Raw genomic sequence first — 16,101 nt, forward strand, 5'->3', positions numbered from 1 at the left:
CGCGTGGTGAGCCGCGTCCGCTATCTGGTCACGGGCGCGACCGGGTTCGTCGGGTGGCGGCTCACCCGCCTGATCCTCGCGCGCGGCGGCGCCGTCACCGCGCTGGCCCGGCCCTCGCCCCGTGCCGAGGCGCTGCGGGCGGCGGGCGTCGAGGTGGTGCACGGCGACCTCGCCACCGGCTGGGGCATCCCCGAGGCGGTGCGCGACGCCGACCGGGTGATCCATCTCGCGGCCGTGCTGCGGGCGCGCGGCCCCGCCGGGTTCCGCGCGGTCAACCGCGATGGCGTGGCCCGGCTGGTGCGCGCCCTGGCCGCGCTGCGCCGCCCGCCGCGCCTGGTGCTGTGCTCGTCGCTGGCCGCCGGTCCGGCGATCTCCCTGTACGGCGCCAGCAAACGCGAGGGCGAGCAGATCGTCAGGGACCACGCGGGCCAGGTCCCCTCGGTCATCGTGCGCCCCGCCATCGTCTACGGCCCGGGGGAGCCCGCGCTGCTCCCGTCGCTGCTGCCCATGGTGCGGCGCGGCCTGGTCGTCAAGCCCGGGTACGGCCCCCGCCGCTACGGCCTGGTCTACGTCGACGACCTGTGCGCCGCCCTGCTGGCCGCGGCCGAGCGCGGCCCCGTGCTGCGGCCCGATGACACCCGCGCCGGGACATATCCGATCAGCGACGGCAACGCCTACGAGTGGGCCGACATCTGCCGCGCCCTCGCGGGGGCCGCCGGTTGCCGCGAGCCGCTCGTGCTGCCGCTGCCGGTGCCCGTCGTGGGCGCCGTGGCGGCCGTGGCCGAGTTCGCCGCCGAGCTGGCCGCCGGGGCGGTGCCGGTGCTCAACCGGGACAAGGCGCGCGAGATGCGCCGGGCCGACTGGACCTGCGTGCCCGACGACGCCGTACGCGAGCTGGGGTTCGCGCCCGCCACCACGCTCAGGCAGGGGTTCGAGGCCGCGCTGCGTACCGTACGGTGAGGGCGTACACGGCCAGCGCCACCGCCAGCCCGGCGATCGCGTCCACGAAGTAGTGGTACCAGTTGTACACGACGGCCACCGTCAGCCCCGCGGTCAGCGTCCACAGCAGCAGGCGGACGTTCCTGGAGACGTGGCGGCGCAGGCAGAGCAGCGTGATCCAGGCGCCGGCCACGTGGGCCGACGGGAAGCAGGCGCCGGGCGGGTCGAAGGCGGCCATGATCTCGTTCTGCACGGCGGTGATCAGGTAGCCGGAGGGCCGGTGGGCGGCGAACGACTCGGGCGCGGCCAGCGCCGGTCCGGCCAGCGGGACGGCCATGAACCCGATGTAGCAGATCAGCAGCGCGGTCACCGCGGCGAACAGGTACCGCTCGGCCAGGTGACGTCGCCCGCGCGCGTACAGGATGACGGGGATCAGGAAGCAGCCGTAGAAGGAGAAGTAGCAGAACGTCAGCACCTCGGTCACCAGCGGCGTGCCCAGGGTGGCGACGGCGGCGTTGGGCGCGAAGCCGAACGCCGCCCGCTCCCAGGCGTGCACGGCGTCGTCGACGAAGCGGCCGTGCAGGACGGTGGCCGTGCGGGCGGCGGCGCCGTACGCGAGCGGGAGCACGAGCAGCGGCACGACGAAGCGCAGGAACGAGACCGCCCGGTGGCCGGGGAACCGTTGCGCGGCGCGGGCGAGGGCGAACAGGAGCACGATGGCGAGGACGTATCCGGCGAGCAGCGCGGGGCGGTCGGGCAGGCGGTGGTCGGCCTCGGGTGCAAACCATGACACGACCCCGATAATCGCCATAAGACCGAAATAGGCCAACAATAGTATTTCAACCTTGCGAAATTTCACCATACCCCGCACGTATCCGCCGCCGTTCCGCCGGCGGCCCAATATAGCCGCGCCCCCGGCGTACGCGTTCCCGTTCGACCGGCGGATAGCGGGAAGATAACGTGGGCGAGGATGAACGGTGAATTCGGCGGCGGTGCGATTCCCCTGACGTTCGGCGACCATTATGCGATCCGGCTCGGGGCGGGGGCCGTTCACGACTCCCGCATGCACTACGGGGTCGCCGTGCGCAGGCCCGGCCCGCCGCCGACGCCGGAGGAGCTGTGCGAGCTGGTGGCGGAGCGGGTGGCCGTGCAGGCTCCCGCGCTCGGCTACCGGCTGGCCGGGAGGGGGCGGTGGGCGCGATGGGAGCCGGATCCCGGCTTCGACCCCGCCTGCCACGTCGAGTTCCACCGGCTGCCGCCGGGAGCCGGGGTGCACCAGGCGGTGCTGGAGGCCATGCGGGTCCGGCCGCTGTCGTGGGACCGGCCGCTGTGGAGCCTCATGGTGCTGCACGCGGACTCCTGGCCGGAGCATGTGCTGTGCTACCGGGCGCACCACGTGTTCCAGGACGGGATGGGGATCGCGGGCGCGGCGCGGGCGCTGCTGGGCGGGGAGACGTTGCCCGCACCCGGGGGCGGGGCGGCGTACTGGAGGTCGCCGGGCCCGGCCCGCCGGGCACTGGCCGACCTGCGACGCCTGGCGGCCGCCTCACCGCCCTGGTTCACGGCGCGCGACAGCACCTGCGACGGCGCGCGCGAGAGGGTACGTGATGGCGCGTGCGGCAGGGCATGTGACGATGCGCGCGACGGCGCGTGCAAGAGCGCCTGTGACAGCGCGTGTGATGGGGCTGATGGCAAGGTGCATGACAGGGTGGGTGGAAGGGGGCGCGACGGGGCGGGTGACAGCCTGGGCGACAGGGCGGCGGGGGATCTGCGGCTGGAGGTCGTCAGCCTCGACCTCGGGCCGTTCCGCGCCATCGCCCGCGCGACCGGCGCCAGCGTCGCGCAGATCGGCCTCGCCCTGGTGGCCGGCGCCCTGCGCGCCTGGAACGCGCCCGCATCCAACCCGCCTGCATCCAACGCGCCCGCATCCAACGCGCCCGCATCCGGCCCGCCTGGGCCGGTGGTCGCCTTGCCGGTCGGGCTGTGCGGGCACCGGCAGCACACCGGCCTGGGCAACCACACCGGCCTGCTGCCCATGGCCCTGCCCTGCGCCGAGCCGTCCCCGCTGGCCCGGCTGGCCCGGGTGGCCGAGCAGACCACGATCAGGCGCATCGGGCGCGCCCGCCAGGCCGCCCATACGCTCTACGACCTGCCCGCCGGGCTCGCGGTGCCGCTGCTGCGGCTGCTGTCACCGCTGTTCAGGAAGGCCACGCCGAGCCGGCTCAGCGTGACAGCCGTCCCCCTGCCGAAGGAGCTGGCCGCGCAGGGTGAGGTGTTCGCGGTGCCGGGGCTGCCACCCGGCCTCGCCGGGATGGTGGTGATCGTGCCCGCGGGGCCGTCGGTGACGTTCTCGGCGGTGTTCGACCCCCGGGTGTCACGTTCAGAAGAGCTGCTCGGCCTCCTGCGGAAGGAGCTCACGGAGCTGCACGCGCAGGCCACCAGATGAACCGCCCCAGGTGGTGGGCGAGGGCCGGCACCAGGAACGAGCGCACCACCACCGTGTCGATGACCACCCCGACCGCCACCAGCAGCCCGAGCTGGACGACCGGCACCAGCGGCAGCACGGTCAGCACGAAGAACGCCGCCGCCAGCACGACCCCGGCGGCCGTGATCACCCCGCCCGTCGCCCGCAGCGCGTGCAGCGTGGCCTCGCGCGTGTCGAGCCGCATCGCCTCCTCCCGGACCCGGGCCATCAGGAAGATGTTGTAGTCGATGCCGAAGGCGACGAGGAAGACGAACGCGTAGAGCGCGAACGACGCGTCGATGACGGGATAGCCCAGGAACTGGGTGAACACGGCCGAGCACAGCCCCAGCGTGGCGGCGAACGACAGCACGACCGTGCCCATCAGCAGCAGCGGCGCCACCAGCGAGCGCAGCAGCACCACCAGGATCAGCCCCACGACCAGCAGGATCAGCGGCACGACGAGGACGGCGTCGTCGAGGGCGGCGTCGCGGACGTCGAGCAGCTCGCTGGTGAACCCGCCGAGCAGCACCGCGCCCCCGGCGACGGCGCGCACGTCGTGGCGCAGGCCCTCCACCAGCCGCTGGGCGTCGGGCGTGTTGGGCTCGGCGGCCAGCACCACGTCGTACGTGCGCCACGGCGCGGGCGGGCCGGGCCGCACCGACACCACCCCCTCGGCCCGCCGCACGGCCCGCGCCACGGCGGCGGCCACGTCCTGCCTGGCCAGCACCACGACCGGGGCGCTGGCCGGATAGTGCCGCCGCAGCGCGTCGTTGCCGGCCACCGAGTCGGTACGCATCGTGAAGAGCGCCGACGGCGGGATGCCGGAGGCGTCGAGCGTGGTCAGCCCCACGCACGACAGGACGAGCAGCAGGGCCGAGCCCGCCCACGAGGCCAGGGGACGCCGGCCGACGAACCCCGCCACGCCCCGCCACAGCCCGTCGCGGGCAGTCTCTCCGGGGAGCGGCGTGCTCGGCCAGAAGGCCCGCCGTCCGCCCAGCAGCATCAGGGCGGGCAGCAACGTCACCATCACCGCCATCGTGATCAGGATCCCGACGGCGGCCGCCGCGCCGATCGAGCGCAGCGCGTTGGTGTCGGCCACCACGAGGCAGCCGACGCCGCCCGCGACGGTGAGCGCGGAGGCGACGACCGTGCGCAGGCCGCCCGGCAGCGAGTCCCTCAGCGCCTGCGCCGCGTCGGCCGTCGTCCGCAGCCGCTCCCGGTAGCGGGCCACGAGCAGCAGCGCGTAGTCGGTGGCCACGCCGAACACCAGCACCGTGAACACCTCGGGCGTGGCCGCGCGCAACGTCATCAGCCCCGAACGCGCGAGCGCGTAGACGGCCGCGGCAGAGCAGAGGTAGGCCACCACCACGGCCAGCATGGGGATCACCCACAGGACGGGGCTGCGGTAGACGGCCACCAGGACCAGGAAGACCACGCCCACGCTGAGCGCGAGCAGCGTGCCGTCGACCTGGCGGAAGGAGTCGACGTAGTCGGCGGCGGCCCCGCCCGCGCCGCTCACGTGGCTGACCAGCCCCGGCGGGCTGCCCTCGGCGGCGATCTGGCGCAGCCGTTCGACCAGCGGGCTGATGAGCACGCCCGGCTTGCCGGACAGCAGCACCGTCACCTGCAGCGCCTGCCCGTCGAGGCTGGGCACGGGAGCGGAGGCGGTGCCCACCACGTCGGGGACGGTGGTGAACTGCCGCAGGTCGCGGCGGGCCGCCTTGAGGTCACCGGGCTGGAGCGGCCCGGAGCGCTCGTAGACGACCAGCGCGGGCACCACCCGGCCGGACTGCTCGGCCAGCAGGTCGAGGACGCGGGCCGACTCGGCGTCTCTGGCCAGCATGGAGGTGCCGCTGGTGATGCGTACGTCGTCGAGGGGGCCGCTCGCGAGCACGGCCGCCACGCTGAGCGCCACCCACCCGAACACCACGCCCGCCGCGATTCTCCGCGCGACCGCCGAACCAAACAGAACCGACAACTGCCCGCCCACCCCCGGCCTTTGCGTGACGGCCTTTGTGGGAAAGTGCCGGCCGGCACGTAGACCCTAAATTCCCGGTCCCGCTTAAACAAGTTTATGCAGGTGTCTTATATTTGCGTCATCAAGCCCATTAATACCCTGATGCCCGGCCGCGCCGAATGTGATGGCGAGGGCCGTTCACTCGTTGTGCAGGACGCGCGCGATCGTGAGCCGGGCCGCCGAGCGGGCGGGCACGTACGCGCCCAGCACCGCGATCAGCACCCCCGCCGGCATCAGCAGCGCGAGCATCGGCAGCCGCCAGACGTCCAGCATGAACGCGGGCAGCATCAGGTCCGCCGCGTCGGCCATGGCGGGGACGATCAGGCGGTGCGCCGCCACCCCGATCGGGATCCCGAGCAGCCCGCCCGCCGCGCCCACCGCAGCCATCGACGTCACCATCATCACCGTGACCTGCCGCGGCGTCATCCCGATGGACTTCAGCACGCCGATGTCCCTGCGCCGCTCCCGGGTGTCGAGCACGACGGTGTTGAACACGCCCAGCGCGGAGACCGCGGCCAGCAGCACCGTGAGCACGGTCGCGAAGCCGGTCACGGCCAGAGCGGTCCCGTCGCTCCGGCTCTTGGCCGCCGGGTAGAGGCCGGGGGCGGCCGCCCTGACGGCGGCGTGGTAGGAGTCGACGCCGGTGCCGGGGGAGAGACGGACCTCGTACTGGTTGGCCTTCGTGCCGGGCGCGAGCGTCGTCAGCGTCCGCCAGTCGGCCTGGACGAGGTCGGGGGAGCCGTCCATGGTGACGCCGACCACCGTGGCCAGGGCCCGCCCCGCGCCCAGGGAGAGCGAGATCCGGTCGCCCACCGCCAGGCCGTGCCTGCCGAGGAACGCCGAGGTCACCACCGCTTCACCCGGCCCGCGCAGCCAGCGGCCCGCGACGACGGTCTCGCCCAGCGTCGCCGAGTTTCCGCGCAGGAACCTGCCCCTGATCGGCTCCGGGTAGCCGGTGAGGTGGAGGTCGATCCAGGCGACGGCGGTCACGTACCGGGTGCCGGGCAGGGCGCGCAGCAGCGCCTCGATCTCGGCGTCGCCGTGCCGGGGCGCGATCTGCCGTGAGCGCGGCTGACCCACGTGGACCACGGTGTCGACGTGGCCGACGCGCTGGGCCGCGGCCCCGTACGCGGTCATCGTGCCGGTCAGGCCGGTCGCCAGCGTCACGGTGGCGGCGCCGAGCACGACGGCCGCCATCGTCAGCACGGCCCGGCCCGGACGCGCGAACGGCAGCCCCAGCCCCAGGCTGACCGGCCGGGGCAGCCGCGCGCCCGCCAGCAGCCGCTGCGCCCGCCGCCCCCGCCCGGAGCGGGACGCGGCCCCGGCGCTGATCGCCCGCGCGGCGGTCAGCCGGTGCGCGCGCAGCGCGGGCACCAGGGCCGCCAGCACCACCACGGCCGGCATCCCGGACAGCGTGGCGGCGTACACCCAGGGGCCTACGGTGACGGTGAACATCCCCTCGCCGATGTCGCGCAACAGCGGCCGCACCGCCAGGCCGCCCGCCACCGTGCCGAGCGCGCCGCCCGCGGCGGCCGGGACCAGGACCATCGTCAGGTACACGGCCACGACCTGGTTCGGCGTGAACCCGAGGGCCTTGAGCACCCCGATGTGCCGCGCCCCGGCCACGACCGCGCCGCCGACCACGTTCGCCACGATGAGGACGGCCACCACCAGCCCGAGCCCCCCGAACCCGGCGAGGAACGGCAGGAACACCGAGGCCGTGCGGCCCGCGTCCCGCTTGACGGCCAGGTACGACCGCGAGCCCACCAGCGCACTCTCCGGCAGCCCCGCCGTGATCGCCGCCGTGCCCCGTCGCACCTCGGCGTCGGTGGCCGCGGCGTCGAGCCGGTAGAGCATCTGGTACGCGGACGGCCGCAGCGCGGCGGCCTGGCCCGGGGTCACCCACGACTCGGCGCTCCCGCTCACGCTGGAGGCCAGGCCCACCACGGTGAACGCCGGGCCCTCGGCCGTGGTGAACCGTACGCCGACGAGGTAGGAGAAGTGGGGGCCGGGCGGCCGGTTCAGCACGATCTCGCCGGCGCGGGCGGGCGGGCGTCCGGCCCACAGGTCCACCCGGTCCACCGGCCCACCGGGGACGGGACGGCCGACGAGCGCGAGCGGGCCCGGCGGCAGGTGCTCGACCGTGTCCGGGATCGTCACGACGGCCTGCGGGAACGGGCCCGCCGCCGCCTCCACCCCGGGCACCCGGGCCCCCGCCGCCAGCCGCGCCGCCGTGACCTCGGCCGAATCGTAGGAGGTCACGACGTGCGCGCCGTTCTGCTCCGCGAAGGCCCGGTCGAACGGCGCCGACACGCTCTCCAGCAGGCCCAGGGCCACCACGACGGCCACGGTGGAGCAGAAGACCACGACCCCGAGCACGAACGTCTGCACCCTGCGCCGCCGCACCGCCGCCCGCGTGACCCGCCACACCGCACCGGCGCCCAGGCCGGACGCGGCGCGTTCCGACGTCGGGTGACCGGGCGAGGACCTCGGGAGGGAGGTGGTCATGGGGTGCGCTCCAGACCGTGCTCGGCGACCACCAGGCCGTCGGCCAGCTCGACCAGGCGGCCGGCGCAGCGTTCTGCCAGGTCGGGGTCGTGGGTGACGATCAGCAGCGTCTGCCCGATCTGGTTGAGGTCGATCAGCAGGTCCATCACCTGCTCGCCGGACCTGCTGTCCAGCGCTCCGGTCGGCTCATCGGCCAGCAGCAGGGCAGGACGGTTCATCAGCGCCCTGGCCACGGCCACGCGCTGGCGCTCCCCGCCGCTGAGCGCCGCCGGGTAGACGTCCGCGCGCCCGGCGATGCCCAGCTCCTCGAACAGCTCCATCGCGCGGTCGCGGGCCCGGCGCGCGGGCGTCCCGGTGAGCTGGGCGGTCAGCGCGGCGTTGTCCAGTGCGGGCAGGTCGTCGATGAGGTTGAAGAACTGGAAGACCATCCCGACGTGGCGGCGGCGGAACAGCGCCAGCTCCGTCTCGTTCATCGCGCCCAGGTCCTGCCCGCCCACCTGGACCGTCCCCCGCGTCGGACGGTCCAGGCCGGCGACCAGGTTGAGCAGCGTGGACTTCCCGCAGCCCGACGGCCCCATCACGGCGACCGCGTCCCCGGCGTCGATCCGCAGCGACACGCCGCCGAGGGCCCTGGCCGCGCCGTACTCCTTGTGGACGTCGTCGAGCTGTACGACGGCGCGTCCACCGGGGTCGTGGTGTGTGTCCATGGCCCAGAACCTAGAGCGGGCGGCGCGTCAGGGCATCCCGCCGGGGATGTAGGCGTGACGGCCGTCATCCCGTGGATGTAGGGCCGGGGGAGGATGTGGGGGTTCGCGGGTGACGCGAAGATGGTCTCGTGTGGGAATGGCTGATCGCCGCCCTGGCGGTCGCGTGCGGTGTCGCGGGATGGCTGGCGGTGGCACTCGTACGGACGCGGCGCCGCTACCGAGCCGCGCTCGGCGAGCAGGGGCGGCTGCTGGAACGGGAGCGCGAACGGGCGGCCTGCGCGGCCGTCGACGCCGAGCGCGCCAGGATCGCCGCTGAGCTGCACGACATCGTCAGCCACAACGTCAGCCTCATGGTGGTCCAGGCCGGGGCCGCCAGGGAGGTGCTGCCCACGATGCCGGGCGAGGCCGAGACCGCGCTCAGGGCCGTCGAGTCCGCGGGGAGGGACGCGATGACCGAGCTGCGCCACCTGCTCGGGCTGCTGGCGCCGTCGCCCGACGGCGACGACGAAGGCGTCGGGGACGGGGCCGACGGGGGTGACCTCGCGCCGCAGCCGGGGCTGGGCCGGCTGGGGGCGCTGGCCGACCGGATCGCGTTCGCCGGGCTCCCGGTCGAGGTGCGCGTCTCCGGCCCGCCCCGCCCGCTGCCCGCCGGGATCGACGTGACCGCGTACCGGATCGTCCAGGAGGCGCTCACGAACGCGCTCAAGCACGGCGACGGCGCCAAGGCCGAGGTGAGCGTCCGCTACACCGACCAGTACCTGCGGGTCGAGGTGCTCAACACCGGGCCGAGCGTGCTCACGGGCGCGGCCGGGCGCGCGGACGACGGCGGACGGCCGGCGCACGGGGCCGGGCGCGGGCTGCTGGGGCTGCGCGAACGGGTCGCGATGTACGGCGGCGACCTCGACGCCCGGCGGCGGCTCGGCGGCGGCTACCGGGTCCGCGCCCGCATCCCCCTGGACCGCCCGTGACACACCCGGCCACGGAACCCGGCGGGGCTTCGGAACCGGGGCCCGTGCCGGGTGCGGGCCCGCGCGTGTTGATCGCCGATGACCAGGCGCTGGTACGGGTCGGGTTCCGGCTCATACTGACCGCGCGCGGCATCGACGTCGCGGGCGAGGCGGCAGACGGGGCCGAGGCGGTGGCCGAGGCGCACCGGCTCGCACCCGACGTGGTGCTGATGGACATCCGCATGCCCGGCATGGACGGCCTGGAGGCGGCCCGCCGGGTGCTCGCCCACGACCCGCGCTGCCGGGTGATCATGCTGACCACGTTCGACCTCGACCGGTACGTCTACGCCGCCCTGGCCATCGGCGCCAGCGGCTTCCTGCTCAAGGACGTCACCCCGGAACACCTGGCCGCCGCCGTACGCCTGGTCGGCACCGGTGACGCGCTGCTGGCCCCGTCGATCACCCGCCGTCTCGTCGAACGCTTCGCCGCCGCCGACCGCGCCCCCGGCGCCCCGCCCGTCGCCGTCCACGGCGATCTGGCCACCCTGACGCCGCGCGAGCTGGAGGTCCTGACGCTCATGGGCAGGGGCCTGTCGAACGCCGAGCTGGCGTACGCGCTGACGCTCAGCGAGGCCACCGTGAAGACGCACGTCGCCCGCATCTTCGCCAAGCTCGCGCTGCGCGACCGCGCCCAGGCGGTGGTGCTCGCCTACGAGACGGGCCTGGTCAAGCCGGGCGGCGAGTAGCCGCGGGCCGGTTCCGGCGAGCACGGGGGCCCGGCCGGTGGCCTCGCGGGCCGTGCCCGCGAGGCCACCGGGATCCGGTGGCGGGATCTCGTTACGACCGCGCGAAGGTCCAGCCGGGCATCCCCGGCACCGGACCGGGCAGCGGCCTGGTACGCAGCGGGCCCACCTCGGCGGGCGGCACCGCCTCACACCGCGCACCCTTGGCGGGCGCCTTCAGCGAGACGAGGTAGTCGTCGATGGCCGTGGTCGGGCACTCGCCGCGGCCGTAGATGCCGTGTCCCCACCCCTCGTACGTCAGCAGCCGGGCCTCCCGCCCGATCTGCTTCGCCGCGTTGACCGCCCACGGGTAGGCGGTGGCGGGGTCGTGCAGGGCGTTGCCCAGCAGCAGCGTGGGCGTGCCCGACACGTCCAGGCGGTGCTGCGGGTTCGGGATCGGGGCGGACGTGCCCAGGCAGGCGACGGAGATCCCGTGGCCCGCGGAGCTGATCAGCATGTCGGGCGCGATGGCGGCCGACCTGCGGATGTGGCGCTCGTACTCACGGTAGTCGCGGATCGGCAGCAGGTAGTCCTGGCAGAACACCTGCGTGGCGTCGTTGATCACCTGCTCCGAGCGGGTGGCGAGGGGCGTCAGGATCGCCTTCGCCTCCGACGGGGTCCCCTCGGCCAGCGCCTCCAGGAAGTCGGCCAGCTCCTTGAACGCCGGGCCGTAGAACGCGCCGAACGCCTGCCCGATGAGGCCCACCTTGGTCAGCTTGACGCCCGGGAAGCCGGGAACCTCCAGCTCGCCCCGGTCGGCGCGGGCCAGCAGGTCCCGCCAGACGGCGCGTACGTCCTGCCCGTGCAGGGCGCAGGAGGCGGTCTTGCCGCACCAGGCGACGAACTCGTCGAAGGAGTCCTGGGCGGTCCACGACTCGGTGTCGAGGAAGGCCCTCGTGCCCAGGCTGTGGTCCATGTTGCTGTCGAGGGTGAGCGCGCGCACGCGGCCGGGGAACTGCTCGGCGTAGAGCTGGCCGATCAGCGTGCCGTACGAGACGCCGTAGTAGGTGAGCTTGTCGTCGCCGAGCGCGGCGCGCAGGGCGTCGAGGTCGCGTACGACGTTGCCGGTGTGCACCTGGTCGAACAGCGGGCCGGTGCGCTGGCGGCAGTCCTGGCGGTAGCGTTCGTTGTGCGCGAGCAGGGCCTCGAAGTCGGCCTGGCTCTTGATCGACAGCGGGTCGGGCGCCTGCACGGCGAGGTCGAGCGAGCAGAGGATGGGGTGGCTGCGCGCCACGCCGCGCGGGTCGAAGCCGACGACGTCGAAGCGGCTGGTCAGCTCGGAGCTGAAGCCGAGCCCGCCGCCGAGCACGGCCGCCACGCCGGAGCCGCCGGGGCCGCCGGGGTTGATCACGAGGGAGCCGATGCGGGCGGCGGGGTCGGTGGCCTTGCGGCGGGCCAGCGCGAGCTCGAACTTCTCGCCGTCCGGCTTGGCGTAGTCGACGGGCACGGTCAGCGTGCCGCACTCGACCGCGGCGTTCTCCGCGCACGGCGCCCAGGCGATCGACTGCGCGGACGCCGGGGTGGTCGCCCCGCTCACCGGTCCGGCGGAGGCGGTGGCGGAGGCGGAGGCCACGGGCACGAGGGGTGCGGTCAGCGCCGCTAAGAGGCCGAGGGACAGGACGGTTCTTCGCATATCACATCCAAACGTCGGGGAGTCCGATCATGGACCCTGCCCTCGACAAGGTCATCCACCTTGAGTAGGAGGTCGTGTCATCTTTTCGGCGTCGGATGTGCGGTGGCGCAGATCATCTGAACGCCATGCATCGGAGATAGGATGGCCCGCATGAGCGGCGCGCGGCACGACCAGCTCTCCGGCGAGGACAACCTGGGCTGGACCCTCGGCGTGCTGCTGCGGGCCTACCACGGTTCGGTGATCACGGTGATCGGCGACCTGCCGCACGGCCCGCGCGGCTACCAGACGCTGGCCGCCGTGGTGGGCGGTGACCATCCGACCCAGCTCGCCCTGGCCGCGCATCTGGGCATCGACCGCACGGTGATGACGTACCTGCTCGACGACCTCGTCAAGGCGGGGCTGGTCGAGCGCCACCTCAACCCCGCCGACCGTCGGCAGCGCCGGATCGTGGCCACGGCGGAGGGCGTACGCGTGTTCAAGGACCTCGCGCGGCGTGTGCGCGACGCGGAGGACGAGCTGCTCGGGGCGCTCGACGCGACAGAGCGCGACACGTTCCGCGGGCTGCTGTGGCGGGTGGCCTGCGACGTACGCGACCTCGAACCGGTCAGAGATCCGTGCGACGTGGCCGAGGAGATGCTCTCCGACGGCGCCTGACCGTTCCCGCCCGTGCTGCTCCTCCTTCCGGTCGTCCGCCGGTCCTCTCCTGCGCTCTTCCCGCGCCTTTCGCGTCTCGTGTGGCGCGGGCCCGCGCCTGGAATGTCCGGGATCAACTAGCTGTTGTGCAACTCGTCTGGCACAGAGATAGTCTTCGGAGCAACACATCTGCCTCGCGCAGGCGGAGGAGGAGGGCACATGCCTGACTACGGGCACGACCTGACGTTCGGGTCCTTCATCACGCCGGGGAACGCCTCGCCGCAGGAGGTCGTCGCGCTGGCACAGGAGTCGGAGGCGGCCGGGCTCGACCTGGTGACCTTCCAGGACCACCCCTACCAGTCGGCCTTCCTCGACACCTGGACCTTGCTGTCCTACGTCGCCGCCAAGACCGAGCGCGTCCACCTGTCGGGCAACGTGATCAACCTGCCCCTGCGCCCGCCCGCCGTGCTCGCCAGGGCCGCGGCCGGGCTCGACCTGCTGAGCGGCGGCCGGTTCGAGCTGGGCCTGGGCGCGGGCGGCTTCTGGGACGCGATCGCGGCCATGGGCGGCCGGAGGCTGAGCCCCGGGCAGGCCGTGGACGCGCTCAGCGAGGCCATCGACATCATCCGCGGGCTGTGGGACGCGGGCAACCGTTCGCTGTTCCGGGTGGACGGGACGTACTACCGGGTCGACGGCGCCAAGCGCGGGCCCGCCCCGGCCCACGACATCGGCATCTGGCTGGGGGCGTACAAGCCGAGGATGCTTCGCCTGGTCGGCGCCAAGGCCGACGGGTGGCTGCCGTCGCTGCCGTACATGAAGAGCCTGGACGAGCTGGCCGCGGCCAACGCCACCATCGACGCGGCGGCCACCGAGGCGGGGCGCGACCCGTCCGCCGTCCGCCGCCTGATCAACATCGGCGGACGGCTCGGCGGCCAGCGCAGTGACCGGCTGCTGACCGGCCCGCCCGAGCAGTGGGCGGAGCAGCTCACCGCGCTCACCCTGGAGTGCCGCTTCTCCGGCTACATCGTCATGGCTGACGACCCCGGCACCATCCGGGCGTTCGGCCAGGAGGTCGCTCCCCTGGTGCGCGAACTCGTGGCGCGGGAGCGGGGCGTCGTCCCGGGGAACGCGCGATGAGCACCGGCCACGGTCACCCGCTGCGGTTCGGCGTGCTGCTCACGCCGGGCGGCTCCGAGCCGGAGGCGGCGGTCGAGCGGGCGCGGCTGGCGGAGGAGCTGGGTTACGACCTGGTGTCCTTCCTGGACGAGCCCGCGGGCACCGACCCATGGACGCTGCTGAGCTGGGTCGCGGCCCGCACGAGCCGCGTCCGCCTGGCCGCCCGGGTCGGCCCCGAGGCCGATCCCGCGGTGGCGGCGCGCGCGGCGGCCAGCCTCGACCTGCTCACCGACGGCCGCGTCGAGCTGGTGCTGAGCACGGACGGAGCGGACGGAGCAGACGGAGCGGACAGAGCGGACGGGGCGGACGGGGCGGACGGGAGGGTGGGTGACGTGGTCGGGCGGCTGGGTGAGGCGGTCGACGTCATCCGCGGCATCTGGGCGGCCCACCACCGCGCGCCGCTCACCTTCGACGGCGAGCACCACCGCCTGGACGGCGCGGAACGCGGCCCCGCCCCGGCGCACAACATCCCCCTGTGGGTGGCGGCCGAGCCACACCCCAGCCCTCTGAGCCCCAACCCCCTGAGCCCCGGCCCTCTGAGCCCCAGCCCCCTGAGCCCCGGCCTCCTGAGGCTGGCCGCCGCCAAGGCCGACGGTCTGCTTTTCGCACCCGGGGAATCCGAGACCGCGATCGACGCGGCGGCGGACGGCCCGTCCCCCACACCCGGTGGGCCAGGAGCGGAGATCGACGCGGCGGCGGAGGCGGCCGGGCGTGACCCCCGGGAGCTGCGCCGCCTGGCCCGCATCGCGCCCCGGTCCGGCCCGGCCGGAGCGTGGGCGGCCGACCTCCTGGCCCTGATCCGGGCCGGAGGGCTCAGCACCCTCCTTCTCGCCACCGACGACCCCGGGATCCTGCGGCGCTTCGCCGAGGAGGTCGCCCCCGCGTTGCGCGCGGCGTCCTGGGAGGAGCCGAGCCAGGTCAAGAGCGTGTTCGTCCGCAGGCACCGGCGTGACGGCATCGACTACGACGCCGTCCCCGCCGCCCTCGCCCCGACGGCCGTCGAACCCGGCGACGCCGGTTACGCCCGCGTCCGCTCCACGTACCTGCGCGGCGGCTCACCCGGCCTGGTCCTGCGCCCCGGCACGCCCGCGGAGGTGGGGCAGGCGGTGGTGTTCGCGCGCACGCAGCCGGTGAAGCTGTCGATCCGCAGCGGCGGCCACGGCATCAGCGGGCGTTCGACCAACAACGGCGGCATCGTCATCGACCTGTCGCGCCTCAACGCGATCGAGATCCTCGACAAGGCGGCCCGCCGCGTCCGCGTCGGACCGGGCGCGCGCTGGAGCGACGTGGCCGCCGCGCTCGCCCCGCACGGCTGGGCGCTCAGCTCCGGCGACTACGGCGGCGTGGGCGTCGGCGGCCTGGCCACCTCGGGCGGCATCGGCTGGTTCGTCCGCGAGCACGGGCTGACCATCGACCACCTGCGCGCCGTGGACCTCGTGCTCGCCGACGGCAGCCAGGTGCGCGCCGACGAGGAGGAGAACGCCGAGCTGTTCTGGGGCGTACGCGGCGCGGGCGCCAACTTCGGCATCGCCACGTCGTTCGAGTTCGAGGTGGACGAGGCGGGCGACGTCGGCTTCGCGCAGTTGGTCGTGGACGCCTCCGACACGGCCGGCCTCCTCGAACGCTGGGGAGCCGCCATGGAGGCCGCCCCGCGCGACCTGACCAGCTCCCTGATCATCGGCCGGGCCCAGCTCGGGCAGCCGCTGATCGGGCAGATCATGGCGGTCGTCGACTCCGACGACGCCGAGACGATCGTCAACCGGCTCCAGCCCGTCGCCGCCGCGGCGCCGCTGCTCGACTACTCCATCCAGGTGCTGCCGTACGAGGAGGTCATGCGGGTCGGGCACGGCCCGCACGACGGCCAGGGGGAGCCGGTGACCAGGGCCGCGCTCGCCGACCACCTCACGCCCGAGCTGTCGGCGGCGGCGGCGCGGCTGGTGGCGGGCGGGCAGACGTACTTCTTCCAGGTCCGCGCGGTCGGGGGCGCGGCGTCGGACGTCGCCGCCGACGCCACCGCCTACGCGGGCCGCTCGGCCAACTTCCAGCTCGTCGCCTTCGGCCCCAGCCGCCGGGGCCTGGACGCCGCCTGGGACGGCCTGCTCCACCACTTCAACGGCCTCTACATCAACTTCGAGACCGACCTGCGCCCCGAACGCCTCCACGACGCCTACCCCGAGCCCACGTTACGACGGCTGCGCGCGCTCAAACGCCGCTACGACCCGGACAACGTCTTCCGCGACAACTTCAACGTCACCCCCACCGAGCCCTGAACGACCCAGGACAAGCGCTCGTCAG

The 16,101-nt window shown here is 74.3% G+C and carries 12 protein-coding genes; 7 read left to right on the forward strand and 5 right to left on the reverse strand.

Annotation, left to right across the window (positions count from 1 at the left end):
* Positions 1-3 precede the first annotated feature (3 nt).
* The gene (locus tag ACZ6S0_RS22395) at positions 4-960 is read left to right on the forward strand and encodes an NAD-dependent epimerase/dehydratase family protein (protein ID WP_465920758.1); all 957 of its coding nucleotides are present in this window, start codon (positions 4-6) and stop codon (positions 958-960) included.
* Here the strand turns inward: ACZ6S0_RS22395 and ACZ6S0_RS22400 are convergent.
* A complete protein-coding gene (locus ACZ6S0_RS22400; RefSeq protein ID WP_465920762.1) occupies positions 920-1,732 on the reverse strand; it encodes a phosphatase PAP2 family protein in 813 nt (270 codons plus the stop codon). The genes ACZ6S0_RS22395 and ACZ6S0_RS22400 overlap by 41 nt on opposite strands.
* A gap of 177 nt (positions 1,733-1,909) precedes the next feature.
* Between ACZ6S0_RS22400 and ACZ6S0_RS22405 the strand changes: the two genes are divergently transcribed.
* A complete protein-coding gene (locus ACZ6S0_RS22405) occupies positions 1,910-3,385 on the forward strand; it encodes a wax ester/triacylglycerol synthase domain-containing protein (protein ID WP_465920763.1) in 1,476 nt (491 codons plus the stop codon).
* Here ACZ6S0_RS22405 and ACZ6S0_RS22410 read toward each other — a convergent pair.
* From ACZ6S0_RS22410 to ACZ6S0_RS22420, 3 genes are all read right to left on the reverse strand, one after another.
* Complete coding sequence (locus ACZ6S0_RS22410; protein ID WP_465920764.1) at positions 3,354-5,381, reverse strand: MMPL family transporter; 2,028 nt, start codon at positions 5,379-5,381, stop codon at positions 3,354-3,356. The genes ACZ6S0_RS22405 and ACZ6S0_RS22410 overlap by 32 nt on opposite strands.
* A gap of 177 nt (positions 5,382-5,558) precedes the next feature.
* The gene (locus ACZ6S0_RS22415; RefSeq protein ID WP_465920766.1) at positions 5,559-7,928 is read right to left on the reverse strand and encodes an ABC transporter permease; all 2,370 of its coding nucleotides are present in this window, start codon (positions 7,926-7,928) and stop codon (positions 5,559-5,561) included.
* The gene (locus ACZ6S0_RS22420) at positions 7,925-8,635 is read right to left on the reverse strand and encodes an ABC transporter ATP-binding protein (RefSeq protein WP_465920769.1); all 711 of its coding nucleotides are present in this window, start codon (positions 8,633-8,635) and stop codon (positions 7,925-7,927) included. Before ACZ6S0_RS22420 ends, ACZ6S0_RS22415 begins: the two co-directional genes overlap by 4 nt.
* A gap of 128 nt (positions 8,636-8,763) precedes the next feature.
* On the opposite strand from ACZ6S0_RS22420, the gene ACZ6S0_RS22425 reads away from it, so the two are divergent.
* Both ACZ6S0_RS22425 and ACZ6S0_RS22430 read left to right on the forward strand, forming a co-directional pair.
* On the forward strand, positions 8,764-9,603 hold the full coding sequence (locus ACZ6S0_RS22425) for a sensor histidine kinase (RefSeq protein WP_465920771.1): 840 nt from the start codon (positions 8,764-8,766) through the stop codon (positions 9,601-9,603).
* A gap of 65 nt (positions 9,604-9,668) precedes the next feature.
* Entirely contained in the window at positions 9,669-10,328 is a 660-nt protein-coding gene (locus ACZ6S0_RS22430; protein ID WP_465920775.1) for a response regulator, read from the forward strand.
* A 91-nt stretch (positions 10,329-10,419) separates the two neighbouring features.
* On the opposite strand, the gene ACZ6S0_RS22435 is transcribed toward ACZ6S0_RS22430, so the two are convergent.
* Positions 10,420-11,997: an alpha/beta fold hydrolase gene (locus tag ACZ6S0_RS22435; protein ID WP_465920776.1), complete on the reverse strand. Its 1,578-nt coding sequence runs from the start codon at positions 11,995-11,997 to the stop codon at positions 10,420-10,422.
* A gap of 150 nt (positions 11,998-12,147) precedes the next feature.
* On the opposite strand from ACZ6S0_RS22435, the gene ACZ6S0_RS22440 reads away from it, so the two are divergent.
* The 3 genes from ACZ6S0_RS22440 (at position 12,148) to ACZ6S0_RS22450 (ending at position 16,076) form a co-directional block, all read left to right on the forward strand.
* Positions 12,148-12,651 (forward strand): MarR family winged helix-turn-helix transcriptional regulator, encoded by a 504-nt coding sequence (locus ACZ6S0_RS22440; RefSeq protein ID WP_465920779.1) that lies wholly within the window; start codon positions 12,148-12,150, stop codon positions 12,649-12,651.
* Between the two features lie 198 nt (positions 12,652-12,849).
* Positions 12,850-13,767, forward strand: a complete 918-nt coding sequence (locus ACZ6S0_RS22445) for an LLM class flavin-dependent oxidoreductase (protein WP_465920780.1) — start codon at positions 12,850-12,852, stop codon at positions 13,765-13,767.
* A complete protein-coding gene (locus ACZ6S0_RS22450; RefSeq protein ID WP_465920783.1) occupies positions 13,764-16,076 on the forward strand; it encodes an LLM class flavin-dependent oxidoreductase in 2,313 nt (770 codons plus the stop codon). The genes ACZ6S0_RS22445 and ACZ6S0_RS22450 overlap by 4 nt, the downstream gene beginning before the upstream one ends.
* Positions 16,077-16,101 lie beyond the last annotated feature (25 nt).

This window comes from Nonomuraea sp. NPDC051298 (assembly GCF_055586305.1).